Here is a 25,117-nt window from a genome sequence, read left to right as displayed (position 1 = left end):
TATAACGGCAGCGACAGTTTTGAAATTCAGGTGTCAGATGGTCATGGAGGCACGGTTTCTCAGCTCATTAACATTACTATTAGTCCGGTAAACGATGCGCCGGCAGCCGCTGATCATAGCTATACAATGGATGAAGATGACGGCACGCAAACAGGCAATGTGCTGACGGATGCACCGGCTGCCAGCGATATAGATGGAGATGTACTTACAGCGGTATTAATAAACGATCTGCCTCCGGAGGCAGGAACCTTACTATTGAATGCCGACGGTAGCTTTAGCTTTATCCCGGCAGCTGACTTTAGTGGTACGGTTAGCTTTAGTTATCAGGCCTGTGATAATGGTCAGCCTCAATTGTGCAGCGAGGAGCAATCAGTGACCATCACCGTAAGTCCGGTGAATGATGCCCCTGTAGCTACCTCACCGGTACAGTATGAAATCAATGAAGATACGCCGGTTGAAGATCAGTTGGTCGCCAGCGATGCCGACGGAGATGTACTCACGTTCAGTAAAGCCTCCGATCCAGCAAATGGAACAGTTACGGTTGCTGCCGATGGTTCATTTACGTATGTGCCTGCAGCCAATTACCATGGCGATGATTCCTTTACGGCCAGGGTGAGCGATGGCAATGGTGGCAGCGTTGTTATTTCAGTGAATATAACCGTAATGCCGGTTAATGATGCTCCAACAGCAGTGAGTCCGATATCCATTGCTACGGATGAAAATGTAGTCTTCAATGGCCAGCTAACCGCTGATGATGCCGATGGTGAAGTGTTGACTTTTACTTTGGAGACCCAGTCTGCGCACGGCACGGTTGTGCTGGGTAACACCAGCCATAGCGGTACCACCAGTACCCTTGAATATACCTACACTCCGGCGGGAGGTTATAATAAGGATGATCATTTCCAGGTGCAGATCAAAGATGCCGCCGGGGCCACCACGCTGATCCATGTGCATGTTTTGGTGAACCCGGTGAACGATGCGCCGGTAATAGAACCAGCCGGTCCGTTTACAATCGATGAAGACACCGAGCTGACGGGCGTGTTTAAAGCGACGGATGTAGATGGAGATCTGTTAACCTTCAGCGTGCAGACAGCACCCGGCACTGGAACACTGACGCTGCAAGCCGATGGATCCTTCAGCTACCTTCCTTTAGCAAATTATAACGGCAGCGACAGTTTTGAAATTCAGGTGTCAGATGGTCATGGAGGCACGGTTTCGCAGCTCATTAACATTACTATTAGTCCGGTAAACGATGCGCCGGCAGCCGCGGATCATAGCTATACAATGGATGAAGATGGCGGCACGCAAACGGGCAATGTGCTGACGGATGCACCGGCTGCCAGCGATATAGATGGAGATGTACTTACAGCGGTATTAATAAACGATCTGCCTCCGGAGGAAGGAACCTTACTATTGAATGCCGATGGCAGCTTTAGCTTTACCCCTGCAGCTGACTTTAGTGGTACGGCCAGCTTTAGTTATCAGGCCTGCGATAATGGTCTGCCTCAATTGTGCAGCGAGGAACAATCAGTGACCATCACCGTCAATTCGGTGAATGATGCCCCTGTAGCTGATTCTTCGATACAGTATGAATCTACTGAAGATACACCCGTTGAAGATCAATTGATCGTCACTGATGATGATGGGGATCAATTGACATTTGTATTGAAGCCTGGAGCTGAGCCGCAGCATGGTATAGTTTCTTTAACCATTGATGGGGCCTTTGTCTATAATCCAACTGCCAACTATAATGGGACAGATACTTTTACTGTGATTGTAAGCGATGGACAAGGGGGTAACATTGAAATAATTATTAATATTCAGATTGATCCGGTCAATGATAGTCCGGTTGCCGTATCTCCGATTGCGCTAACAACAGATGAAGATAATCCCGTAAGTGGACAAATAACGGTTTCTGACGTTGATGGTGATACCTTGTCGTATTTAAGCTCTGAACCAGTTAACGGCTCAGTAATAGTAAATCCTGATGGTTCATTTACATACACTCCAAAACAAGATTATTTTGGAAAAGATAGTTTGGTGGTAACCATCACCGATGGAAACGGAGGGAATGCCGTTGTTAAGGTATATATTGAGGTAAATCCGGTAAATGATTCTCCTGTCGCCATTACCCCAATTGAATTACAAACAAATAAGAATATAGCTGTAGGCTCAAATCTTTCGGCAACTGATCCGGAAGAAGATACACTAATGTATTCAGTGGCAGCAAATCCTCAGCAGGGCAGTTTAATAGTAAATGCCGATGGGTCCTTTATTTATACTCCGAATGCCGGCTTTGTAGGAGTTGATCATTTTAGTGCTTTTGTGGATGATGGTAACGGAGGAACTGCATCTATTCAAGTTAATATTAATGTTCTGCCGATTAATAATTCTCCGCGGGCAACCCTTATTCAAGCATTTACAGTTAACGAAGATGAAGTGCTATCAGCAACTGTTGAGGCCAGTGATGTAGACGGAGATGCGTTGAATTTCGTGATTTTAACACCTGCATCAAATGGTCAGCTTCAGTTAAATCAGCAAACTGGGGCATTTATTTATACTCCGAATAAAGATTATAATGGAACTGATCAGTTTAGTGTTAATATCGATGATGGGAATGAAGGGCTTATCCAGGTATTAGTAAACATCAGTATAATTCCGGTTAATGATGTTCCTATTGCTGTTACTCCGGTTTCAGAAACCCTGGAAGAAGACGGTTCACTTAGTTCGAGCGTTAGTGCAACAGATGCCGATGACGATCTTCTTACTTATTCAATAAATACAGTCCCATTGCATGGAGATATATTGATCAATGACGATGCAACCTATACCTATACTCCATTTGCCGATTTCAATGGAACAGATAGTTTTATAGTTACTGTTGATGATGGAAATGGTGGAAATGCCCAGATAACTGTGCAGCTCGAAATAACACCGGATAACGATACTCCTGTTGCTCAAAACATAAGTTTGATAACGGATGAAGATATTCAGTTAACAGGTACATTAACTGCTACTGATGTTGACGGCGATCCTCTTGCTTTTACGGTTATTTCTGAAGCCGCTAACGGTTTGTTTGAATTAAGTCAGAATGGGGATTATACCTACATTCCATACAGTAATTTTAATGGAGCGGACTCAGTATCTATGCAAGTAAATGATGGCAATGGGGGATTGGCTTCCTTTAAGGTTTATATCGAAATAAGATCTGTCTATGATCCTCCAATAGCATTTGAAATGTCGTTTGTAATGGATGAGAATGAAACACTGAACAATAAACTTGATGGTATTTCAGTAGATAATAATCCATTAACCTTTGAGGTGATTACTTCAACACAAAATGGTATTGTTCAGGTGAATGCCGACGGATCGTTTACCTATACACCTAATCCTAATTTCAATGGATCCGATTCATTTAAGGTCAGGGTAAAGGATGATAAGGGGGGTAGCGATGAGTTTACAGTAAGTATCTTAATTAATCCGGTTAATAGTCCGCCTGAAACTGCAACTCCCATCAACTTAACTATTAATGAAGATACTCCTTATGCAGGCAAATTTATAGCTGTAGATCCGGAAGGAGATCCAATTACATTCGTGATTGGTGCAGTAGTACCTGAACATGGTACCTTGACTGTAAATTCGGATGGTAGTTATTTGTACGCCCCAGCTAAAGATTACACTGGTTCAGATACATTTACAGCGCGAGTACAGGACGACAAAGGTGGTTTAAGCACGATAGCCGTAAATATTACCATTGTTCCTGTAAATGATGCTCCTGTATCTTCGAATCTTGCGTATGACGTTCTGTTTAATGAAGCCAGAACGCTCAATATTTCGGAAAATGTAAGCGATATAGACGGGCCGCTTCCATTGGTTTATAGTGTTTCAACAGCTCCTCAACATGGAACTATCACTCAAATGGAGACTGGAAATCCTGTTTATACACCAGATCTCAACTATGCAGGTCCTGATACATTTGCATACACGGTGTGTGATAGTTTTAGCCCTGAAGCATGTACAACATCAACAGTTGAAATAACCGTTAAAAAAGGTTTGGTGGATCTGCAGATCACCAAAACAGCCAGCATTACGAAGGTTGATTTAAATCAGGCCTTATCGTTTAACCTGTTAGTTAAGAATAGCGATAATGTTAATGCTGCTACTCAGGTAACGGTTATCGATACTCTGCCCGAAGGTTTTTCATATGTTTCCGCAAACGCAACCCTGGGGAATGTTACTATAACAGGGTCAAATATTGTTACCTGGGAGATTAGTAGTCTTGCTGCACAGCAATCGGCGCAATTAACCATTGATGTTACAGCCGTTCAGGGTGGAGATTTTATTAATTCGGCAACGGTTACTGCGATTGAATCAGAAGCAAATCCATCAGATAATAAGTCAAGCGTGAGTGTTGAAGTGTTTGGATTTAAAGTAGCCAATGTGTTCACTCCGAACGGCGATGGTATAAATGATACCTTCACTATCAATGGGGTTGAAGATTTTGATTCCGAATTGCAGGTTTTTAATCGCTGGGGAGCGGAAATATATAAGAGCAAACCATATAAGAACGATTGGAATGGTTCTGATTTACCCGAAGGAACCTACTTCTACACCCTTCGCATTAAAAACAAACAAGGAAATACTAAAGTGTATAGCGGGTATATCACTATCCTGCGGTAGGTATTTAGTTAATAGTCCATAGACCACGACTATTAACTACCTGATGATCGTCAACGGACCCACAACCGCCGGGCAATCAGCTTTTAGGTGGATAACATAATAATAAGTGCCTGAAGGCAATTTTTGGCTCTTATAAGTTCCATCAAAAGGAGTGTGATAGCCGATGGAATGAAAAACCATTTGACCATAGCGGTTAAATACACTTATTTCAGCCGAAGGGTTTTGTTGCATATTGCCAATCTCCCACACTTCGTTTTTGCCATCGCCATTAGGGGTAAACACATTGGAAACCTGAACCGCATCAGATGTTAAACTTACTTTTACCTCAGTTCGTTCGCTTTCACATGAACCTTTGCTAAAGGAAACAAAGTAAGTCTGGTCATGCTCAACTTTGCCTATTGTAAGAATACCGTTAGCACTTTGAGCAATTGGCGCTGAAGAAATAGGTGATTCATAAACTTTGTAAGTACCACCGTTTTCTGTATTTCTAACAACAAAAACAGCGGTTCCTGGGCTGCAAAGGGTAACGTTGTTGACAAGTGGGCTCGTTAATTGAATTGAACTTGGAGCAATATTTATTGTGTTTGAAAATGCTTCACAACCGGTATCGTCTTTAACTGTCAGCGTATAGTTTCCGGAGACAACATTTACAAGGTCAAGTTTATCTGAAATAGTTTCTCCTTTATCATTTTTCCAGGTATAAGCATAAGGAGGAGTTCCTCCTGAAACTTTAATGTTTTTGATAGAGCCATTACTAAAGTCGCAGAAGTCGGCAGTTACGCGTAATGAATTTTGAGAGATTAGAACAGGTGGGGTTGATTCAATTGAGAATGTTCCTAAATCAGTTTCACAGGTTTCGGGACTATAAACATAATAGTGATAAGTTCCTGAGGTTACATTCGTCAAATTTTGATCTTGAGATATCAAATTGCCTTGGGCATCTGTCCATTTAAATGCAGCAGGAATATCAGAAACAAAACCTTTTATGGTAATGGAGCCATTTGCACGGCCACACGTGGTTTTATGTTGTTCAAAAACGCTTACCTGGTAGGTTTTACCTTTTTCTTTAATGATTTCGAAAAAGGGAGTCTCATCAAAACATCCATAAGTGCTGTTGTAAACTTTTAATTTGTATCTGCCTTCAGGGGCTGCATCTAATTCTAATTGACTTGATACTACAGTTCCTGATTCTGTCAACCATTCATATCTGCTTACTCCCGAAGCTGAAATGTTTTTTATGGAGCCTGTTGCACTCTTACATGAGGTGTTGGTGATTTTAACCGATGAGTAATCGATTTTAATTTCTCCTTTGTTTTCGATGATGAAGACTTCGGATTTAACAGGTGTACACCCTCTTATATCCTGAATCGTTAATTGATATTTCCCGGACGGAGCATTTTCAAGGTAAATGCCATGACTTACAACTTCTCCCGCTTCATTTCTCCATTCACATGTAAGTAATCCTTGTTGCATGTTTTCAAAAATTAATCCCTTAATATATCCTTGTTTATATCCGCAAACAGTATTTTGGATTCGAACATGGTCAGAATTTATGGAAAGGCTGGGTACTTCATTAGGGACTATAAGTTTTTCTGTTTCAATTGAACAATTGTTTCTTGTAATTATAATACTGTATTCCCCAGGGTCAACATTGCTAAATCCGCCATATTTTTCGGTGGATTGAATAATGTCACCTTTTGAATTTTTTAAATAGAAATAGCAGATATTAGGATCATAATGAATAAAATCGAAGCCAAGAATTATTCTACCTTTTTGACCACAAGTTGGTGGAAGAATTTCGTTTTCTGACGAATAATATTGATTGGCAGGTGTGTTGCTTTTAATTTCATAAGTGTTCGATTGAACACATGGGTCACCTGTAACTATTGTGTATTTACCTTCATTTAAATTAGTAGCATTCAGATCAGTACTAATAAGTTCTCCTTTCGAATTATACCATTTAATAGGCATTGGCTTTGAAAGATGTAGGGTTTGGATAGCTACTGGAGATGGGTTGCAGTTATCGATTTCAGCAGAAAAACTAAAATCTTTTTCTAATAATGGGGGCGTATTAAATTCAGAAGTTGAGCTATTAAAGGTTGCAGACCCTGTTACTCCTAAGCTGATTATAATTCCATTATATACCCAATTTCCTTGATTGTCAGCTACAGTGGATGCAAAGTATGTTTCAGGCTGATATCGGCAGCATTTATCAGTATAATACAAATCTATTTTGGCATTAGGAGTGGCTGTTCCTTTTACTTCATTAGTTGTAATGGTCTCAATCTTAATAAAAGGAAGCTCATACGATAGATCATCATAAATAGGATAAAATCTTCCGTTGCAATAAATTTTATTGTTTAAGATTTTAGCATGGCCAAGGCCCAAAGTGCTAATATTAAGTGCTTTATATTTGGTAAATGCTATAATATTTCCATCTTCAATGTTGTCTCCTCCAATTTGAATGTTTGCGGAGTTGCAATAGCTTACGGTTATCCCATCGTATAAATTTCCTAAATCAATGCTTTGAGAAATGTCTGTTCCTACATAATTTCCTTTAATAATAATATCGCCATTTATGTTGAAAACACTTATTCCTATGGAGCCATTTGCTACTACGTTATTTTTTATTAGAACATTTACGGTTTTTGACGGTTGGAAAGAGTTGACGGAAATACATGCTGGGTATGCTTCTGTACTACTTTTGTTTTTACCAGAGTAATCGGTGCCAATGAAATTGCCGATTATTTGTATAGTTCCTTTAATTACGTCGCCATAAGAATATGGATTCGCAGTAACTTGAGAAGCAATTATATTTCTTTCTTGAGGTAACTCTCCCCCAATTAATACATCGAAAGAGTCACCAACAGAAATTCCATTAGTAAGGAACTCTTCTGCATAAGAATTTCCATTTTGAGTTAAATCAATAATATTACTCTGGATTTTAATATTTCTACATGAATCACTTAAACCTTGTGATTCGGTATTGCTGCCTCCGATTGATATACTTGTGGAAGCTTTACTCATTAAATTTCCTTTGAAGGGGCCTCCGATTATAATATTCTTTGAAAAATGCACATCAATGAAATTGGTGCCGCTTAATGCATTCGTGAATCTAGTGAAACTAACTTCCCTTGGAGAAGAAGTGTTGCCCGCATATTCAAAAAACAAACTGTAAAATGCAATGTTTTCACAATGGAATGCTCTAAAGACAAAGGTTTCTTCGTAAACTTTGGGCTCCCTAACAAGCTTTACTTTTGCATCAGATACTCCAAACTTACTTCCGGGTTGAGTACTTGCATCAATCGTTAAATTTGATGACAATCTCGGAAATTCCATTTCGACAATTATCGTCCTTCCTGTCTCACTCACATCCGGTAAATTAAAATGAATGTAATCCATCTCTTCGGTACCATTTGCGGTAGCCTTTTCAATGGCTTCGCGTAAGGTGCCAGGGCCTGCATCGGCGTTGGAGGTTACGATAAAGGTGTCAGCGTAAGCTGATAAACAAGAAAGGAGCGTAAGAATGGCTGCTAAGTAAAGTTTTTTCAAAGTAAAAGGTAAAATCAACAGGGCGTAAAAATAGCAATATGAATGCTATTTAGTTTTATAAAATTATAATCTGCATAATGTCTATTTGCCAGAATTAAATTACGCAGGCAAGAATAGCTTGTTTGGTTGATTTTGCCAAGTAGAAAGATTGTGGAATTTAATAATTAAGAGTCTATTCAGGATGTTTGCATAGTCGCAAAACCGTTGTTTATGGCTTGTTAATTAATTAATTTTGCGGCTCCAAATTTAACCTCATGAAGTTAGATATCAATTACAAAGAGGCTTTTGAAGGCCGCCATATTGCTCCGGGTTCGGAAGATACCCAGAAGATGTTAAAAGTGATAGGTGTTGATTCAGTTGATCAGTTGATCAACGAAACCGTTCCTGAAAAGATCCGCCTGAAAAAACCTCTTAATTTACCTCCTGCCAAAACCGAGTTTGAATACCTTGCCAGCTTAAAGCAAACTGCTTCTAAAAACAAAGTATTCAAATCGTACATCGGTCGTGGTTATTACGATAACTTCACTCCAAATGTAGTTTTGCGTAACATCCTTGAAAATCCGGGATGGTACACCCAATATACTCCTTACCAGGCTGAAATTGCCCAAGGTCGCTTGCAGGCATTGTTGAATTACCAGACAATGATCATCGATCTTACGGGTATGGAGATCGCAAATGCTTCTTTATTAGATGAAGGTACAGCAGCCGCTGAAGCTATGTTTATGCAATACTCATTGCGTAAAAACAATGGCGCTAATGTATTCTTCGTTTCTCAGGAAGTATTGCCTCAAACCATCGACATTTTAATGACTCGCTCTAAGCCGCTTGGCATCGAGTTATTAATCGGCGATCATCAAACTGTTGAATTATCAGAAAACATGTTTGGTGCTATTGTTCAGTACCCTGCTGCTAATGGTGAGGTTTATGACTATAAGGATTTCGCTAATAAATGTCATTCGAAAAACATCAAGATCACCGTTGCTGCTGATATTTTAAGTTTGGCCTTGTTAACTCCACCATCGGAGTTCGGTGCCGATATCGTTGTGGGTTCTTCTCAGCGTTTCGGTGTACCAATGGGTTACGGAGGTCCTCACGCTGCTTTCTTTGCAACTAAAGAAGAATATAAACGCTCAATGCCAGGCCGTATCATTGGTGTAACTATTGATGCGCAGGGCAACCAGGCATTGCGTATGGCGCTTCAAACTCGAGAGCAACACATCCGCAGAGATAAAGCTACTTCTAATATTTGTACCGCTCAGGCATTGTTAGCTATCATGGCTTCGATGTATGCAGTTTACCACGGTCCGGATGGTGTTAAGAAAATTGCTAACCGTACCCATGGAATGGCAGTTCTTCTTAAAAAGGCGCTTACTGCTTTAGGTTATAATGTTTTAACAAACGCATTTTTCGATACCATTAAGATCGATGCTGGAAGCAACGTAGGTTCTATTAATAAAGAAGCCGTTGATGCCGAATTGAACTTTTATTATAAAGGTTCAAAAGTGGGTATTGCCGTTGATGAAACTACTTCGATTGAAGACATTAAAGCCATTGTAAAGGTATTTGCCAAAGTAGTTGGTAAAAAACTTAGTGATGTTGACGTTGATGGATTGGCAACCAGCTTAAATTCGCCAATTGCCGAGAATCTACAGCGTAAATCAGCATTTTTCACTCACCCTGTGTTCAATACACACCGCTCTGAGCATGAAATGTTGCGTTACATTAAAAGTTTGGAGAACAAAGATCTTTCATTGAACCATTCAATGATCTCTTTAGGTTCTTGTACCATGAAATTGAATGCAACTGCTGAAATGATTCCGGTTACCTGGGCTGAGTTTGGCAAATTGCATCCATTTGCTCCTGCTGATCAGGTGGGGGGGTATGCCCAAATGATCTCTGAATTAGAGCAATGGTTATGTGAAATTACCGGTTTTGCCGGTGCAAGCTTGCAGCCTAACTCAGGTGCACAAGGTGAATACGCAGGTTTAATGGTAATTCGTGCTTATCACGAAAGCCGCGGAAATGGTCATCGCAATGTGATCCTGATTCCTTCTTCTGCCCACGGAACCAACCCAGCTTCTGCAGCTATCGCAGGATTCAAAATTGTAATTACCAAATGTGATGACAATGGTAACATCGATGTTGAAGACTTACGTGCTAAAGCAATTGAAAATAAAGATAATCTGGCCGGATTAATGGTTACTTACCCATCTACACACGGTGTATTTGAAGAGGCGATCATTGAAATTTGTCAGATCATTCATGATAATGGCGGACAAGTGTATATGGATGGTGCTAATATGAATGCTCAGGTTGGTTTAACCAGTCCTGCTAACATTGGTGCCGACGTTTGTCACTTAAATCTTCACAAAACTTTCTGTATTCCTCATGGTGGAGGAGGTCCTGGTATGGGTCCAATTTGTGTTGCTAAACACCTGGCTCCATTCTTACCTGGTCACGCAGTAGTTCAAACCGGTGGTGACAATGCAATTCATGCAGTTTCTTCAGCTCCATGGGGTAGTGCAAGTATTTTGGTTATTTCTCACGCTTACATCGCAATGATGGGTGGTGAAGGCTTAACCAATGCTACCAAATACGCTATCTTAAATGCTAACTATATCAAATCGCGTTTAGAAAACGATTATAAAGTACTTTATTCAGGTGCTAACGGTCGTTGTGCTCACGAGATGATTTTGGATTGCCGTTCATTCAAAAACTTTGGTATTGAAGTTACTGATATCGCTAAACGTTTGATGGACTATGGGTTCCATGCACCAACAGTATCGTTCCCGGTTCCTGGAACGGTAATGATCGAACCAACTGAATCAGAGCCTAAATCAGAATTAGATCGCTTCTGCGAAGCAATGATTTCTATAAAAAATGAGATCAATGAAGTGGAAGAAGGCAAGGCTGATAAAAATGACAATGTGTTGAAAAACGCTCCTCACACTGCAGCGGTAATCACTGCCAATGAGTGGGAACATTCATACAGCCGTCAGAAAGCAGCTTTCCCATTACACTGGGTTGCAGCTAATAAATTCTGGCCTTCAGTTGCACGTGTAAACGACACGTATGGCGACCGTACCTTGGTTTGTTCATGCCCTCCAATTGAAAGTTACATGGAGGAATCGGTAGAAGCCAATTAATTTTAGCTTATTTCTTTTAAATATAGAAGCCCAACCATTTAATGGTTGGGCTTTATTTTTCTGTTAATTTTTTTAATTATAACAGGCCAAGTTTTTTATTACGCCAGTACATAAACATGCCCCATGAAGCGGCTCCCTCGTAAGTTAATGTGCCATCGGGGTCGATCTTTATAAAATAGGCACCGGTCCAGGTAAATGGAGAAACTTCTGGGAATGTCTGGAAAATCATTTCGTTGCCGGCATGATGGGTAACCACTAAAGTGAGGGTGTTGTCAACAGGTTGTTCTCCAAGCACATTTCTAATTCCTCCAAAAATACTACCGCCCGAAACATTGTAACTTCCATGGTTAAGCCGATTGTCAATTTGAATTGTGGGCCCGGCGTCAATTAATTCAGCGGTCGTACGAGCTCTGCAAAACTCACTGCTGAACACCCTGTTGATATTATATTGCAAATCTTTGAATACTTTACCCAGTTCTGTGGATCTGGATTTTCCTTGTTGGTTCAGTTGGCGAGCTTCGGTTGGGTCACAAGATTTCCACCAGTTTGCTGGGCCGGTGGTTTTGCTGAAATCCACACCGTCGTCGGCATCTGCATGGCGTAAAATAATGGCATAAGTGGTATTGGTTACCGGGAGTTTTTGTAAAGTTTCCCAACCTAGAAGATAGGCGTTATAAGGATCAGAAGCATGATTTCCATGAAAAGCGGCATACGGAGGGTCGAATGAATCGTCGGTAGCCCCTAAAGCATATAGCCGGATGGGTGTTAGTGAACGATCTTTCCAGGTTACATCAATTGCTATTACCTCTGATGAAGTGATCCTATGGATTAAGCCATCGGAGGTCATCTGTATTTTTGGATCGCTGGATGAGAATTCGGCAGGCACACTGGTTTCGATTTGAAAATCGGCCTTGTTTACAAATAATAAATCATTTTTGAATTCTAAGGAAGTTACCCTGGGTTGCTCCGGATCCGAATCGTTTTTTTTACACCCCAATAAAAGAATTATCAGTAGGTAGAAAATGGTTTGGGAGTAGTTTTTCATTTCCTTAAAAATTTAAAATTGTTGAGAAAATAAGGCTGGTTAAAACAAAACTTACCTTGAATGGAAACCATTATTGCAATAACTAAGCCTTCGGACGTGCTGCTATGGTTGGTTTTTTGACTAGGGTTTTATTGAAGTTTAAGGCCTAATTTTGCCCACTCTGAGTAAGTTGGGGAAAATAATTGAACGCTTTTCTTCAACAGGCCAAGCTTTCTCTAATTGGTTGATTATTAAGTCGACAGGGTTCTTTTTGTTGTGGTCTTTATAATGCTGTACCGCCGACCATGTAGTTAAATATCCAATAAATTGTTCCCGATTCCAGGAATAAAAACTAAAGAATGTTGGTGTTTTAATTTCAACAAAAGGGAATGGAATAGTATGGTACTTTTCGTCAATATAACTTCGTTCTTTATCCCAGTAGGAGCCAATTATATCAGTATAAAAATAACGAATTATTGCATCTGTTTCAGGATCAATGCTTAACAATCCATAACCGATAACCGCCAAAATGCCATTGGGTTTTAGCGTTCTGTTTACTTCAGCATAAAACTTTTCAAAATTAAACCAATGAATAGCTTGAGCTACAGTGATTAAATTAAACTGGTTTTCACTAAAGGGTGTTTCTTCTGCCGCTGATAAGAGGTAATGAATATTTTCTTTTTGAATAGCATTATCGAGCTGTTGTTGGCTGATATCAGTAGCATAAACAGTTTTAAAATGAGTAGCCAATGCTGCAGCAACTTGGCCATTTCCGCTTCCGCAATCCCAGGCATATTCTTTTTCAGCAACCAGGTTTATTACAAAATCAATTAATTCATTTGAATAACCGGGTCTGAACTGAGCGTACAAGTGTGCTTGTTTAGAAAAGTTGTCCTTCAAAATATAACTGTTTGTTTAATTGATAGATCTATAAATATAGTTGAATATCAGGTAATTATACTTAGTCGGATGTGAGATCCAAGGGTTAGATTTACTATCGTTTTCTTATTTCTTTACTCATCTAAATTTTTGAAAAATGAAACATGCTTTAAAAGTTATAATCTTAGCCGGAATGGCGATGGTTATGGGAACAATGAATTTCTGTACGAAATCAGAAACCCCCTCTCTTCAAAATGCTCAGGTTGTTTCAACTTCCGATGATCAAACTAAGGTAGAAGAAGGTATAAAGGAACGATGTGGTTCAAGTGATATGCAGTTAATATCTAAGGCTATAGGATGTGCTGACTACCTTTGCGACTACTTAATTTATGAAGACTACGGGAAATGTGAGATCTATAATACCAGTTCCAATATCTATTTCTACTTTACAATATTTCCGGAAACAGGCTATAAAATAAAAAAAGCAAGTGTGCGTGTTAGTAATGATATTGACGTACATACAACAACTCCTGTAACTGCCAGCAATTCCGGTTGCTATGCTACAACTTTACTTGTTACAATTCCGTTGAGTAGTCATCCGTTTGCAGGTAGGGCATTTTATGAATATAAGGTTGATTTAGTAAGAGTTGGAGGAACGGGTCCGGTTTGCAGTGTTGTGGGTACTAATTATGCTGGAAATCGAAGTTCAAATGTGGATAGAACACCTTGGAGGATTTATTCGATTCAGAGCTGCGGCATCACAAAGCAATAGATTAAATCAAATGATTTTCTTTGGCAAAAAATATTAAACCAGCAGCGTTTTTAATATCTAATTTTCTGAAAATATTGCGCCGGTGAGTTGTTATAGTAAATTCACTCAAAAAAAGCTTTTGGGCAATTTGCCTGGATGTGAGTCCTTGAGAAATGCAAACAATGATTTCAATTTCGCGTTCTGAAAGTTTGTACCGATCATTGTCAAATGAAGAAAACGGTTTAGATGAATGGGTTGTCGAATTATCGTTTTGCAACAAAGGAAAAAACTTTTCACCGGCTTTTATCTTTTTTATGGCAGTTATAAAGTCATTGATATCAAATGACTTCGGCAAATAGCCATCAATTCCCATTGCCTGAAACTGTTTTACAAACTCAATGTTATCGTATTGGCTGATAACCAGGATCTTCGAATGATTTTTTTTCGATTTTAATATTTCTGAAGCTTTAAGGCCATCAAGCTGAGGCATTCTTATATCCATTATAATCAGATGGACGGATGTTTGTTCCAGCAAAATAAACAGTTCATTGCCGTTGGCCACTTTGCCCATCACACTTCCTAGGTTATTCTCTCGAATAATCAACTCAATACTGTCGCTGATCAGTTTATGATCATCAGCAATAATTATTTTATATTCTTCCTGGTTCATTTTGCCGGAATTTCAATAATTATAGTCGTCCCATTTTCATTGCTGTCTATTTCGAATATACCGTTCAAATAATCTACTCGCGATTGGATACTATTAATTCCCAGTCCTTTTTGCTGGTTTGCATTGTTGTTAAAGCCTCTGCCATTGTCTTCCATAATTATCTGTAAGCTATTGTCGAACAAAAGACATTGCATCGTGGCTTTTGTTGCTTCCGAATGCTTAACCGTATTTTGTAAGAGCTCATTTATTATCCGATAGACTATTAATTTAACTTTATCTGGTAGTGCTTCTATATTGCCTTCATGAATAAAAGTAATGTATATGCCGGTGTTATTTACATTGTATAAGTTGAGCCGATTCTTAATACTTGATATCAGGCCTGTAAGTGCAAGGTTTTCCGGTAAAAGGTTATGGCTGATGTTTCTTAAATCGATATTCACCTTTTTGATACCGTCTAACAACTGCTGGCGATATTCAGCTTCTTCATTATTTGCTGCAGGCGTTTTGGCGAAATAATTTTGAGTCATTAGTCTAAGTCCATTTAGTGTATTTCCCACATCGTCATGTAAGTCATTAGCTATCCGGGTCCTTTCATTTTCCTGCATTTCTAATAAGGCTGCCGAATGTTCTTCTTTTAATTTAATACTTTCTAATGTCTTTTCCTGCAACTCATCTTTTTCTTTTTTGTACTTATAAACGAAGAAAAAAGTTAAAATGGTTATTTCCAGCGCCAATCCGTTTATAATATTACCCGGGCGGATGTTTAATAACCGTCCTAGTTTGAAAGAACCAGCTATATAGCTTACAAATCCTGCCAATAATAAAGCTGATGAGATGAAATAGAGCAGTGCGTAATACTGTTTTTTTACAACTCCATATAGCAAAACGTAAATCAGCAAGAAGAAACCGAATGCGGTATAGTAATAAGTTATGGTTCCGGCTATTTTGTAAACCTTTGGAGAGTAATTAAATGTTAAAGAGCTTAGCAGCACAATAACCGAAAGAAGTAATAAAATAAGATTATAACGGCTTAACCAGTAATATAATCGCGGGTTTTCATTTTGTTGATCAGTAAATAAAATAAATACTCTGCTACAGAAATAGAGTGCCATACCTACAAAAAACACTTCGTGTACATAGCTCCAATGCCTGAAAAAACGACCGCCAAATTCCATTGAATCAAAATGAAAATCATCGAGAATGAAGCCTAAAATGATCAGAATATAACAGGCCAGAAAAAAATGAAGCTTGTTTTTTAAAACCGCCCACAGCAATAAGTTAGCAATCAAGGCAAGCAGAAAGTATCCGATATATTTACCAATAAGATAACTGTATCCGATTTCAAAAAAGAGCAACTCGTTGGTAGAAGAAATATCAATGGGTGTGTAAATACTACTAGCCGTAGTTCCTTTTATTCTAATCAATAAAATTTTAGTTTCATGAGGTTTAAGCAGCAGTTGAAAAGATACACCACGTACCGGGAAATTTCTTTCCAGCAACGGTTTATGCATTGAATTGCTGTCGATCAGTTTTGCCGAGTTGTTTTTTAATTCATATAAATTGAAAAGTAAACCATTGTTATAGAACGTATACGCTATGGACTTTTCATCTGCCGAACTGTTTTTTAACGCAATGGCTAACCAATAACTACATGCACTAATGCCCATATTAAACGCTTGCTTAGGAATGGGACTTTTAAACTGACCGGAATTTAAAAAAGCGGCAACTTCATTTTGACTATAACCTTTGCAATCCTCAAGGTATTTATAATAATGGGTAAGATGAGCGGATCGTTTTATGGCAATATCGAGCGTGTCGAGCGGAAACTGTGCAAATGTTCTTATACTGAAGCCTAAAAGCAAGCATATAGTAAGTAAACGTGAGGCCATATGTGCAAATATATAGCATTTATTGTTTTGATAATCAGTAAAATACATCCGGAGTTTGTGTTTTGAAGCTCTGGAAATCGAACAATAAACTCAATTTTTAAGTAATCAGGATCAATAAAGCAGAAAACAGTTTTTTAATGGGAGAGGAGCCTTGCTAAATAACACCTGTTTCAGAAGCAAACAAATAGCTTTCAAGGAGGTGATGTGTATTTATTTGCCTGTTGGTCAATATATTATGAAATATTGTTTTAAGGAGTTAACTTAGTTTATCCTCTTCATCAAGGCGTGACTCTACCTTCTTTTCGAAAAAATCTATCTATTAACTCTTAAATCTATTTAAACATGAGAAACTTATTAAAAATTACTGCCAGAGCGTCAGTTGTTCTGGCTATTTTCTTTTTCAATGGATGTTCTAAAAGCGATTCAGCTTTGTCTGAAGAGCAAGATGCAGTTGTTAATTATAATGATGATGAAGCAAAAGCAATTGAATGTTTACGACAAAAATGTGGGTCATCACAGTTTGCGCCAATTTCAATAGATCGGGGCTGTGGTGATGATCCCTTGTGTGATCATATACTTTGGGAACGTGTTGGTACTTGTGAGTTTTTTAATACGGCAACCCATGTTTATTTTTACATAAAATTAGATCCCGCATCTGGATATAGAATTAGCTTTGCACGGGTGAATGCAGCCCCTGATCCAGTTCTTCTTTCTGGATCTTCCGTGGGAAAATCAAGCTCCGGATGCTATACCACCTCCATGCTTTTTAGTTTTCCAATTAGCAGCTTTTCAGCTGGGAATGTTTTTTTTGAGAGTTATGTAAGTTTGGTCAAAGTGCAAAAAGTAGGCAATAGGTGTACTGTTCTTTCTTCTGATTATGCCCTTAATGAGCCTATACCAGTATATCCTACGGTTCCATGGGATCTATTTCTTTTGCAACCATGTACCTCAACTAATTAGTATAAATTGTTAAATGAAGCTGGCTTTCATAACTGGAAGCCAGCTTCATTTGTTTTTACTATAGTTCCTCTGCTGCTTTTTAAATGAGATAGTAAGATTTTAATTGTTTTTATACTGATTAAACTATTTCCTTATTGGTAACGTTTATTAACTTGCACAATCAAAAAAATCTTTAATAAACGGTATGAAAAAGATTCTGCTTTTATCGCTCTCTGTCATCGCATTCATTTCTTTTGCTTTTATTTCGGCTAAAAAAGATGAGGTAACCTATAAGGTTGATGCTACACAAACCAATATTGTTTGGTTTGGCAAAAAAATAACCGGAATGCATTCGGGTTCTTTACAACTTTCGGAAGGATATGTAACCATGAAAAATGGAAAACTCGCAGGTGGAACCTTTGAGTTCGACATGAAATCTATCACCGATAATGATCTAAAAGATCCTAATTATAACGCAAAACTGGTTAATGATTTAAAATCTGATAATTTTTTTGCTGTTGACAAGTTCCCCACTGCAAAATTTGTAATAACAAAGGCAAAAAGTTTGGGTAAAAACCAATATGCAGTTACAGGTAATCTAACCCTGAAAGGAATAACGAAGGAAATTCAGTTCCCTGCATTTGTATCTCCCTCTGATAATGGAGGTGCAGTTGCTATTATCACTAATAAGTTTAAGGTAAATAGAATTCAGTTTGATATTAAATATCGATCGGCAAGTATTTTTAGTGACATAGGCGATAAAGCAATTGACGACGATTTTGAATTGGAGATAACTCAGATGATAGCAAGACGTCAATAATTTGAAATTTACTTAAGTTTATATAGAGCAGCTTTAGGCTGCTTTTCTTTTTAGTATCAATAAAGTTTCATGCTTAATGAAACAATTTTTATACTTGAACTGTACTATTACTTCATCATCGAAGGAATTACAACAAAAAAACGTAACGCAAATAATACAATATGTTTGTTGAAACAAATGATGTTTAAACATATATTTGTATTATCAAATTAGAAATAATAATAACCCAATATGAAAAAGTTAACTTCAGTATTAGCAATAGTAGCAGCAACTGTTTTATTTGCATTTAAAGCCCCAGAGAAAAAAGCAGAAACTTATAATGTTGATGCATCAAAAAGCACAATTGTTTGGAACGGTAAAAAAGTAACTGGTGAGCATACCGGTAACATTAAATTTGCTAATGGTAATATTCAGTTCGATGGTAAATCAGTAACTGGTGGATCTTTCGTAGTTGATATGAATTCAATCACTTGTACCGATATTACTAATGCTGATTACAATGCTAAATTAGTTGGTCACTTAAAAGCAGATGATTTCTTTGGTACAGATAAATTCGCTACTGCGAAAATTGATATCCTAGGTTCTAAATCTTTAGGTGGTGATAAATATGAAATTAACGGTAACCTTACCATTAAAGGTATTACTAAACCTATCACATTCCAGGCTACTGTAAAACAAGTGAAAAGTAGTGTGGTAGCAGCAGCTGATGTAACTATTAACCGTACTGATTTTGATATTAAATTTGGTTCGGCTAGCTTCTTTAACTTAGGCGATAAAGCAATCAGCGATAACTTTAACTTAAAGATCTCTTTGGTTGCGGCTAAATAAGGTATTAATCAATTAAACAAAGCGCAAAAGCGTCCCGTTTCGGGACGCTTTTTTTGCTTATATCATAAAATATTTGTTCATCTAAATAATCAGCATAATCTTATTAACTTAAGGTTGTCTAATATTTTATCATATGAAAAGAATGTTTTTACTAGCCATGGTTGTATTGTTGGTTAACGGTATGGCCAAAGCACAGGATTTTGTGGGAAGTTTTAAGATGCTCATCAGTGGAGATGAAGTGATGCAACCTGTTGAAATGCTGTGTTATTATAAAGATCAGGCTTGGGCAATGACTATGGCCCCGGAGCAAATGAAAGGCGGAAAAGTGCGGATTATTTTTGATGCCAAAACAAAAGAGACATATACGCTTATGGATATGAATGGCAATAAAATGGGCTTTAAAGGGAAAGCAAAGGATCTGGAAGAAATGATGAAGGATAAGGCAGAGCCCAAAATAACCGAAACCAAAGAAACTAAAGCGATTGATGGTCATCCATGTAAGAAGGTAATCGTTGAAACAGAGGACTCATTGATTGATATGTGGGTAGCTCAGGATATGGCTTTTAACCTACAATCGATGTTTGCCAATATGGGAGGCCCGAAAGGAGGAGGGCCAACACGCAACTTTAGCAAGTATGCTAAATATTTCAAAGGACCTTCTTTAGAAACCTTAGTTACAGATAAGAAAAAAGGCACTAAAACTACCATGTTGATCAAAGACATAAAAAAAGGAGATGTGCCGGCTGATATATTTAGCACTGAGGGTTATCAACTAATGGATAGTGGAATGATGGGAGGCGCTGGAAAGAACTAACTGTTAATAGTTTATAGACTATAGTCCATAGTAATAGTCAGGTTTAAAAGTATTGACTATGGACTATGGTCTAATTATATCACTGAAAATGCTCCGTCTTCATATTTAACTTTGCCTGTAGCTTTGCTTTTTGCATGATAGAACAAACAGGTCCAATCATTTTCAGCGGCTAGTTTGCCATAATACTCGCGCAGTTCCATTGCTTTTCGTCCGTCAAAATCATATTTAGCAATGAACTTACGGAGTAATTGTTCTGGTTCCGGTAAAATATCTCCTCCAAAGAAAACTTTTTCACCTTCTGATTCGATCAGGTAAACCTGGTGAAACTCACAATGTCCTCCGGTTATCTCAAAACTTATTTCATCATTTATTTTTCCGGTTCCTTCAATCAAATGAAGGTTCGGCGTCCGCCATAAGTGTTCTAAAACAGGGGCTTTATATGATTTAGATTGCTTAACCAAACCGGTTTCCATCTCACCTCTTTGTACAAAATAATCGGCATGTGGAAAGCTCAGCTTCCAGTTGCCATCTTCTTCATACATCATGCCTCCAGAGTGATCGTAATGCAAATGGCTCATTAAAACCTTCGTAATATCATCGGGTTCGAATCCTGCCTTACGAATGTTATTGTACAATTGCAGTTCTCCATTGGCCTCCCGAACTCCTAATCCGGCATCTATTAATAACAATTCATTTTTGGTTTGTACCAGAAAAGGCTGAACGTAAATAAATAGTGATCCCGGACGATCCTTAGGATTATCAGTTTCTGGATTAAAAGGAATAAATTTTTTGCTGGAGTCAACAGAGAAGGAACCTTCGTAAAGGGGGAATATTTTCATGTATTAATGTTAATGAGAGAATGAATGACTGATAGAATGAGAGAATAAACGATGTCAAAAATAAACATTCTTTCATTCTCTCATTCCAACCTTCTGTCATTATTTAATCACTTCCAGCTCTTTACCCACTTTGGTAAATGCAGCAATTGCTTTGTCTAAGTGTTCAATATCATGGCCTGCCGAAATTTGAACGCGGATACGAGCCTTGCCTTGTGGAACTACCGGATAATAGAAACCAATTACATAAATACCTTCTTCCAGCATCTTTTCAGCAAATTTTTGAGCTAAAGGAGCATCATATAGCATTACCGGAACAATTGGATGTACACCTGGTTTGATATCAAATCCGGCAGCAGTCATCTTCTCACGGAAGTATTTAGTGTTGAATTCTAATTTATCACGCAGTTCTGTGGTTTCGCTCAACATATCTAAAACTGCAATTGAAGCTCCAACAATACTTGGTGCAACTGTATTAGAGAATAAATAAGGGCGAGAACGTTGACGCAACATGTCGATGATCTCTTTACGGCCCGATGTAAAACCTCCTGATGCGCCACCTAAAGCTTTTCCTAAGGTACCGGTGATAATATCGATACGGCCCATTACACCGCAATGCTCGTGTGTGCCACGACCGGTTTTGCCTAAAAAGCCTGATGAGTGACATTCATCAACCATGATTAAGGCTTTATATTTGTCAGCCAAATCAGCGATTTTATCTAATTGGGCAATTGTTCCATCCATTGAGAAAGAACCATCGGTAACAATTATACGGTGGCGTTTATCCTGTGAAGCCTTTAATTGTTCTTCAAGATCAACCATGTCATTGTGTTTATAACGGAAACGAGCGGCTTTACACAAGCGAACACCGTCAATGATCGAAGCATGGTTCAGCTCGTCTGAAATAATAGCATCTTGCTCATTAAATAAAGGCTCAAAAACACCTCCGTTTGCATCAAAAGCTGCTGCATATAAAATGGTGTCTTCAGTGCCTAAAAATTCAGAGATCTTTTTTTCCAGTTCTTTGTGGATGTCCTGTGTTCCGCAAATAAAACGCACACTTGACATGCCATAACCATGTGTATCAATTGCTTCTTTTGCGGCAGCAATAACTTTAGGGTGTGATGATAATCCGAGGTAATTATTAGCGCAGAAATTAATTACTTCTTTTCCTCCGGCAACAGCAATGTCGGCACCTTGTGGAGTGGTAATAATGCGCTCTCTTTTATATAATCCGGCTGCTTCAATGCCTTGTAGTTCAGCCTCTAATACTGGTTTAAGTGTTTCGTACATAAATCGTAAGCGTTTATTGTTTTGTGGTGGCGCAAAAGTAAGAAATAAACACTGCAAACGAGCGTTCTTTTATGATTACACGCCTACAGGAAAATTTGTATTTTGCGCGCATTCTAAAAAGATATGTTAAGATCTCTAGTCTCACTTTTGCTGATTGTTCTTTCTAAAACACTTTTAGCAGCTACCATTTCAGGAAAAGTTACAGATGTAAACGGAAAGCCGGTTTCGTTTGCCAATGTTTACCTCGAAAACACTACAATTGGCACAACGGCTAATGCAGAGGGTTTTTATTCCTTAAAAGTAGAAGCCGGATCCTATAAAATCTTATTTAAATCTATTGGTTTTAAGCAAATTGTCAGGCAGGTTACAATAAGCTCTGCATCAATTGAGCTTAATGTGCAGCTGGAACAAGAAGTTTTTTCTTTAAATGAAGTTAAAGTAAGTGCTAATGCTGAAGATCCTGCCTACGAAGTGATCAGAAATGCAATTAAGAAGCGTAAAGCTCATTTGAATGAGGTAAACGGCTATTCTTGCGATGTTTATATTAAGGGATTGCAACGCCTGAATGGTGCACCTAAAAAGTTTTTGGGGGTGGATGTGGATCAAATTGGCAAAGAAATGGGTCTGGATTCGAACCGAAGAGGAATTCTCTACCTGTCGGAGTCCGAATCTAAATTTAATTTCCAGTCTCCCGACAAGATCCGCGAAGAAATGATCTCTTCCAAAGTCAGCGGACGGAGTAACGGGTTCAGTTTTAATCAATCATCAGATCTGATGATTAATCTTTACGAAAACCTGGTGAATCTTGATCAATTGAGCCCACGCGGGTTGGTTTCGCCAATATCAGAGAATGCCTTGTTTTATTATCGTTATCGTTTAACGGGTACTACTACTGTAGGTGATCTATTGATAAATAAAATCGAATTGATTCCCCGCCGGAAGAATGATCCCGTTTTCAGGGGCTTTATTTATATTATTGAAAACTCGTGGCGATTGTATAGTGCGGATGTTTTGCTGACACAAGATGCGCAGATAAGGGTATTGGATAGCCTGACCATTAGTCAGCAGTATTACCCAGCCAACAATAAAGTGTGGATGCTGGCTTCGCAAAAGTTTAGTTTTAATGGAAGTTTTCTGGGCTTTAAGTTTGCCGGCGATTATATAGGGGTTTATAAGAACTATGATATTAATCCTAAGTTTCCAAAGAATTTCTTTACTGGAGAAGTATTAAAGGTGACTAAGGAATCGAATAAAAAGGATTCACTGTACTGGGCACAAGCCCGGCCGGTGCCTTTAACTTCCGAAGAAAAAACAGATTATATACGTAAAGACAGCATCGAAACCCTACGGAAGTCGCCCGTTTACCTTGATTCAATTGATCGCAAAAGCAATAAGCTTAAACCGTTATCCTTGGTTTTAGGCGGCTATACATACCGGCAACGGTATAAAAAACAAACCTGGCAGTTTTCGCCAATTCTTCTCGATAACCTTCAATTTAACACGGTTGAAGGGGTTAATCTTACGTTACGTGGTTCGTTCAGGAAGAATTATGAAAGTCGTCAAAACTATAGCATTATTCCTGAGATTCGTTATGGATTTAGCAATCAGCATTTCAATGGAAATGTTCAGGCTTATTATCACTTTGATCCGGTGAAGTCGGGTTCGGTTTCATTAAAGATAGGTACCGAAGTGGTTGATTTCAACAACCAGGGTTCTATGACCCCATTGTTCAATACCTATAATACCTTGGTTTATGCCTCAAACTACATGAAGCTATACGAACGTCAGTTTGTAACCGCTTCGTTTAGCCGCGAACTGGCCAACGGCGTTCAGTTTAATGCTATTGTGGATTATGCCAAGCGCTTACCTTTGGTCAATTCAAACTTTTATTCATTTAAGCCCGAGCCTGAGCACGAGTTTACGGCTAATAACCCTTACTATGGCTTGAACAATGATCCGGCTTTTGTTAAAAATCAGGCGCTGACAGTAACTCTGGGAACCATTATTACATTTGGTTCCGAATATGTCACTCGTCCCGACGGTAAATTCTATGTCGGCAGCAAGTGGCCTAAACTTGCTTTGAACTACCGCGGGGGGTTGCCGGTTTTAAATTCGGATGTTGATTATCATATGGTGAGCGCCCGATTGTATGATTCTGGAATACGACTTGGATTGTTAGGAAATGTGGCCTATAGTGTTGGAGCAGGTAAGTTTTTAAGTAGCACTTCTGCCTGGTTTATGGACTATATGCAATTTAAAGGTAACAGGGTGACTTTTTATGAAGGCAGCAGCAGTAGTGTGTTCCGGTTTTTGGATTACTATGGATATTCAACACAGGACTATTACCTGGAAGGACATGCTGAGCATAATTTCTCCGGATTTTTCATGAACAAAATACCATTGCTTCGAAAGCTTCGCCTGGAAGAAATAGTTGGAGCCAACTATCTTCAAACCGAAAAACTCAATAGCCATACTGAGCTATATCTTGGACTGCAACGGTTATTGTTCAGGGCGGAATTTGGCTTTTCGTGGATGGATGGCAAAAGCTATCAATCGGCATTTCGTTTATCAACCTCATTTTAACATTATTGCATGAAGGAATTACAAACAGTAGGACTGCTTACTATTTCAAATATATTTATGACGTTTGCATGGTATGGGCATTTGAAGTTTAAAGAGATGGAGTGGAGTAAAAACCTCGGTTTGGTAGCCATTATTCTCATTAGCTGGGGAATTGCCTTGTTTGAATACATGTTTCAGGTACCGGCAAATAAAATTGGGTTTAAAGAAAACGGAGGCCCTTTTAACCTTTTGCAGTTAAAAGTAATTCAGGAAGCAGTATCAATAACCGTGTTTTTGTTGTTTACCACCTTATTGTTTAAAACCGAAAAAATTGCCTGGAATCACTTTGTAGCCTTTGTTCTTATCATTTTGGCAGTGTTTTTTGCGTTTAAGAAATGGTAGAAGTTTAATCGATGTTTTTAATTCGATTAATT

At 38.6% G+C, this 25,117-nt stretch carries 16 protein-coding genes; 9 read left to right on the top strand and 7 right to left on the bottom strand.

Features of this window, described 5'->3' with window-relative positions:
• Nucleotides 1-4,680: tandem-95 repeat protein (locus C3K47_RS18500; protein WP_103790652.1), on the top strand; the 4,680-nt coding region annotated here is incomplete at its 5' end.
• Nucleotides 4,681-4,716: 36 nt separating this feature from the next.
• On the opposite strand, the gene C3K47_RS18495 is transcribed toward C3K47_RS18500, so the two are convergent.
• Nucleotides 4,717-8,232, bottom strand: a complete 3,516-nt coding sequence (locus C3K47_RS18495) for a gliding motility-associated C-terminal domain-containing protein (protein ID WP_133159418.1) — start codon at nucleotides 8,230-8,232, stop codon at nucleotides 4,717-4,719.
• A 254-nt stretch (nucleotides 8,233-8,486) separates the two neighbouring features.
• On the opposite strand from C3K47_RS18495, the gene gcvP reads away from it, so the two are divergent.
• Nucleotides 8,487-11,378 (top strand): aminomethyl-transferring glycine dehydrogenase, encoded by a 2,892-nt coding sequence (gene gcvP, locus C3K47_RS18490; RefSeq protein WP_103790650.1) that lies wholly within the window; start codon nucleotides 8,487-8,489, stop codon nucleotides 11,376-11,378.
• Nucleotides 11,379-11,454: 76 nt separating this feature from the next.
• Here the strand turns inward: gcvP and C3K47_RS18485 are convergent, their stop codons facing one another.
• Nucleotides 11,455-12,423 carry a SixA phosphatase family protein gene (locus tag C3K47_RS18485; RefSeq protein WP_103790649.1) on the bottom strand — a complete coding sequence of 323 codons (969 nt, stop codon included), beginning with the start codon at nucleotides 12,421-12,423 and terminating at the stop codon, nucleotides 11,455-11,457.
• 138 nt (nucleotides 12,424-12,561) lie between these two features.
• A complete protein-coding gene (locus C3K47_RS18480) occupies nucleotides 12,562-13,302 on the bottom strand; it encodes a class I SAM-dependent methyltransferase (protein ID WP_103790648.1) in 741 nt (246 codons plus the stop codon).
• 172 nt (nucleotides 13,303-13,474) lie between these two features.
• On the opposite strand from C3K47_RS18480, the gene C3K47_RS18475 reads away from it, so the two are divergent.
• Nucleotides 13,475-14,053, top strand: coding sequence for a hypothetical protein (locus C3K47_RS18475; RefSeq protein WP_133159417.1), 579 nt, complete (start codon nucleotides 13,475-13,477; stop codon nucleotides 14,051-14,053).
• A gap of 1 nt (nucleotide 14,054) precedes the next feature.
• On the opposite strand, the gene C3K47_RS18470 is transcribed toward C3K47_RS18475, so the two are convergent.
• Together C3K47_RS18470 and C3K47_RS18465 are read right to left on the bottom strand one after the other, a co-directional pair.
• A complete protein-coding gene (locus tag C3K47_RS18470) occupies nucleotides 14,055-14,702 on the bottom strand; it encodes a response regulator transcription factor (protein WP_103790646.1) in 648 nt (215 codons plus the stop codon).
• Nucleotides 14,699-16,591 carry a sensor histidine kinase gene (locus C3K47_RS18465; RefSeq protein ID WP_165784738.1) on the bottom strand — a complete coding sequence of 631 codons (1,893 nt, stop codon included), beginning with the start codon at nucleotides 16,589-16,591 and terminating at the stop codon, nucleotides 14,699-14,701. The genes C3K47_RS18470 and C3K47_RS18465 overlap by 4 nt, the downstream gene beginning before the upstream one ends.
• 342 nt (nucleotides 16,592-16,933) lie before the next feature.
• Between C3K47_RS18465 and C3K47_RS18460 the strand changes: the two genes are divergently transcribed.
• The 4 genes from C3K47_RS18460 to C3K47_RS18445 all read left to right on the top strand — a co-directional run bounded on the left by C3K47_RS18460 (nucleotide 16,934) and on the right by C3K47_RS18445 (nucleotide 19,992).
• Nucleotides 16,934-17,551, top strand: coding sequence for a hypothetical protein (locus tag C3K47_RS18460; RefSeq protein ID WP_103790644.1), 618 nt, complete (start codon nucleotides 16,934-16,936; stop codon nucleotides 17,549-17,551).
• Nucleotides 17,552-17,735: 184 nt separating this feature from the next.
• Nucleotides 17,736-18,350, top strand: a complete 615-nt coding sequence (locus C3K47_RS18455) for a YceI family protein (protein WP_103790643.1) — start codon at nucleotides 17,736-17,738, stop codon at nucleotides 18,348-18,350.
• A gap of 231 nt (nucleotides 18,351-18,581) precedes the next feature.
• Nucleotides 18,582-19,178 carry a YceI family protein gene (locus C3K47_RS18450; protein ID WP_103790642.1) on the top strand — a complete coding sequence of 199 codons (597 nt, stop codon included), beginning with the start codon at nucleotides 18,582-18,584 and terminating at the stop codon, nucleotides 19,176-19,178.
• A gap of 133 nt (nucleotides 19,179-19,311) precedes the next feature.
• Entirely contained in the window at nucleotides 19,312-19,992 is a 681-nt protein-coding gene (locus C3K47_RS18445) for a DUF4412 domain-containing protein (protein ID WP_103790641.1), read from the top strand.
• 74 nt (nucleotides 19,993-20,066) lie between these two features.
• On the opposite strand, the gene C3K47_RS18440 is transcribed toward C3K47_RS18445, so the two are convergent.
• Together C3K47_RS18440 and kbl are read right to left on the bottom strand one after the other, a co-directional pair.
• Nucleotides 20,067-20,831, bottom strand: coding sequence for an MBL fold metallo-hydrolase (locus C3K47_RS18440; RefSeq protein ID WP_103790640.1), 765 nt, complete (start codon nucleotides 20,829-20,831; stop codon nucleotides 20,067-20,069).
• A gap of 99 nt (nucleotides 20,832-20,930) precedes the next feature.
• Nucleotides 20,931-22,121, bottom strand: a complete 1,191-nt coding sequence (gene kbl, locus C3K47_RS18435) for a glycine C-acetyltransferase (protein ID WP_103790639.1) — start codon at nucleotides 22,119-22,121, stop codon at nucleotides 20,931-20,933.
• 123 nt (nucleotides 22,122-22,244) lie between these two features.
• Between kbl and C3K47_RS18430 the strand changes: the two genes are divergently transcribed.
• Together C3K47_RS18430 and C3K47_RS18425 are read left to right on the top strand one after the other, a co-directional pair.
• Complete coding sequence (locus C3K47_RS18430) at nucleotides 22,245-24,704, top strand: DUF5686 and carboxypeptidase regulatory-like domain-containing protein (protein WP_103790638.1); 2,460 nt, start codon at nucleotides 22,245-22,247, stop codon at nucleotides 24,702-24,704.
• Between the two features lie 9 nt (nucleotides 24,705-24,713).
• Entirely contained in the window at nucleotides 24,714-25,085 is a 372-nt protein-coding gene (locus C3K47_RS18425) for a DMT family protein (protein WP_103790637.1), read from the top strand.
• Nucleotides 25,086-25,117 lie beyond the last annotated feature (32 nt).

Source organism: Solitalea longa (genome assembly GCF_002920915.1).
Taxonomy (GTDB): domain Bacteria; phylum Bacteroidota; class Bacteroidia; order Sphingobacteriales; family Sphingobacteriaceae; genus Solitalea; species Solitalea longa.
Note: the sequence above shows the minus strand (reverse complement) of the source record. Positions and strands in the feature narration are given on the sequence as shown.

Coding starts and splice junctions, on each gene's coding strand:
- gcvP (WP_103790650.1), top strand. CDS start 8,487: ATGAAGTTAGATATCAATTACAAAGAGGCTTTTGAAGGCCGCCATATT.
- C3K47_RS18485 (WP_103790649.1), bottom strand. CDS start 12,423: ATGAAAAACTACTCCCAAACCATTTTCTACCTACTGATAATTCTTTTA.
- C3K47_RS18475 (WP_133159417.1), top strand. CDS start 13,475: ATGGCGATGGTTATGGGAACAATGAATTTCTGTACGAAATCAGAAACC.
- C3K47_RS18470 (WP_103790646.1), bottom strand. CDS start 14,702: ATGAACCAGGAAGAATATAAAATAATTATTGCTGATGATCATAAACTG.
- C3K47_RS18465 (WP_165784738.1), bottom strand. CDS start 16,591: ATGGCCTCACGTTTACTTACTATATGCTTGCTTTTAGGCTTCAGTATA.
- C3K47_RS18460 (WP_103790644.1), top strand. CDS start 16,934: ATGAGAAACTTATTAAAAATTACTGCCAGAGCGTCAGTTGTTCTGGCT.
- C3K47_RS18455 (WP_103790643.1), top strand. CDS start 17,736: ATGAAAAAGATTCTGCTTTTATCGCTCTCTGTCATCGCATTCATTTCT.
- C3K47_RS18450 (WP_103790642.1), top strand. CDS start 18,582: ATGAAAAAGTTAACTTCAGTATTAGCAATAGTAGCAGCAACTGTTTTA.
- C3K47_RS18445 (WP_103790641.1), top strand. CDS start 19,312: ATGAAAAGAATGTTTTTACTAGCCATGGTTGTATTGTTGGTTAACGGT.
- C3K47_RS18440 (WP_103790640.1), bottom strand. CDS start 20,831: ATGAAAATATTCCCCCTTTACGAAGGTTCCTTCTCTGTTGACTCCAGC.
- kbl (WP_103790639.1), bottom strand. CDS start 22,121: ATGTACGAAACACTTAAACCAGTATTAGAGGCTGAACTACAAGGCATT.
- C3K47_RS18430 (WP_103790638.1), top strand. CDS start 22,245: ATGTTAAGATCTCTAGTCTCACTTTTGCTGATTGTTCTTTCTAAAACA.
- C3K47_RS18425 (WP_103790637.1), top strand. CDS start 24,714: ATGAAGGAATTACAAACAGTAGGACTGCTTACTATTTCAAATATATTT.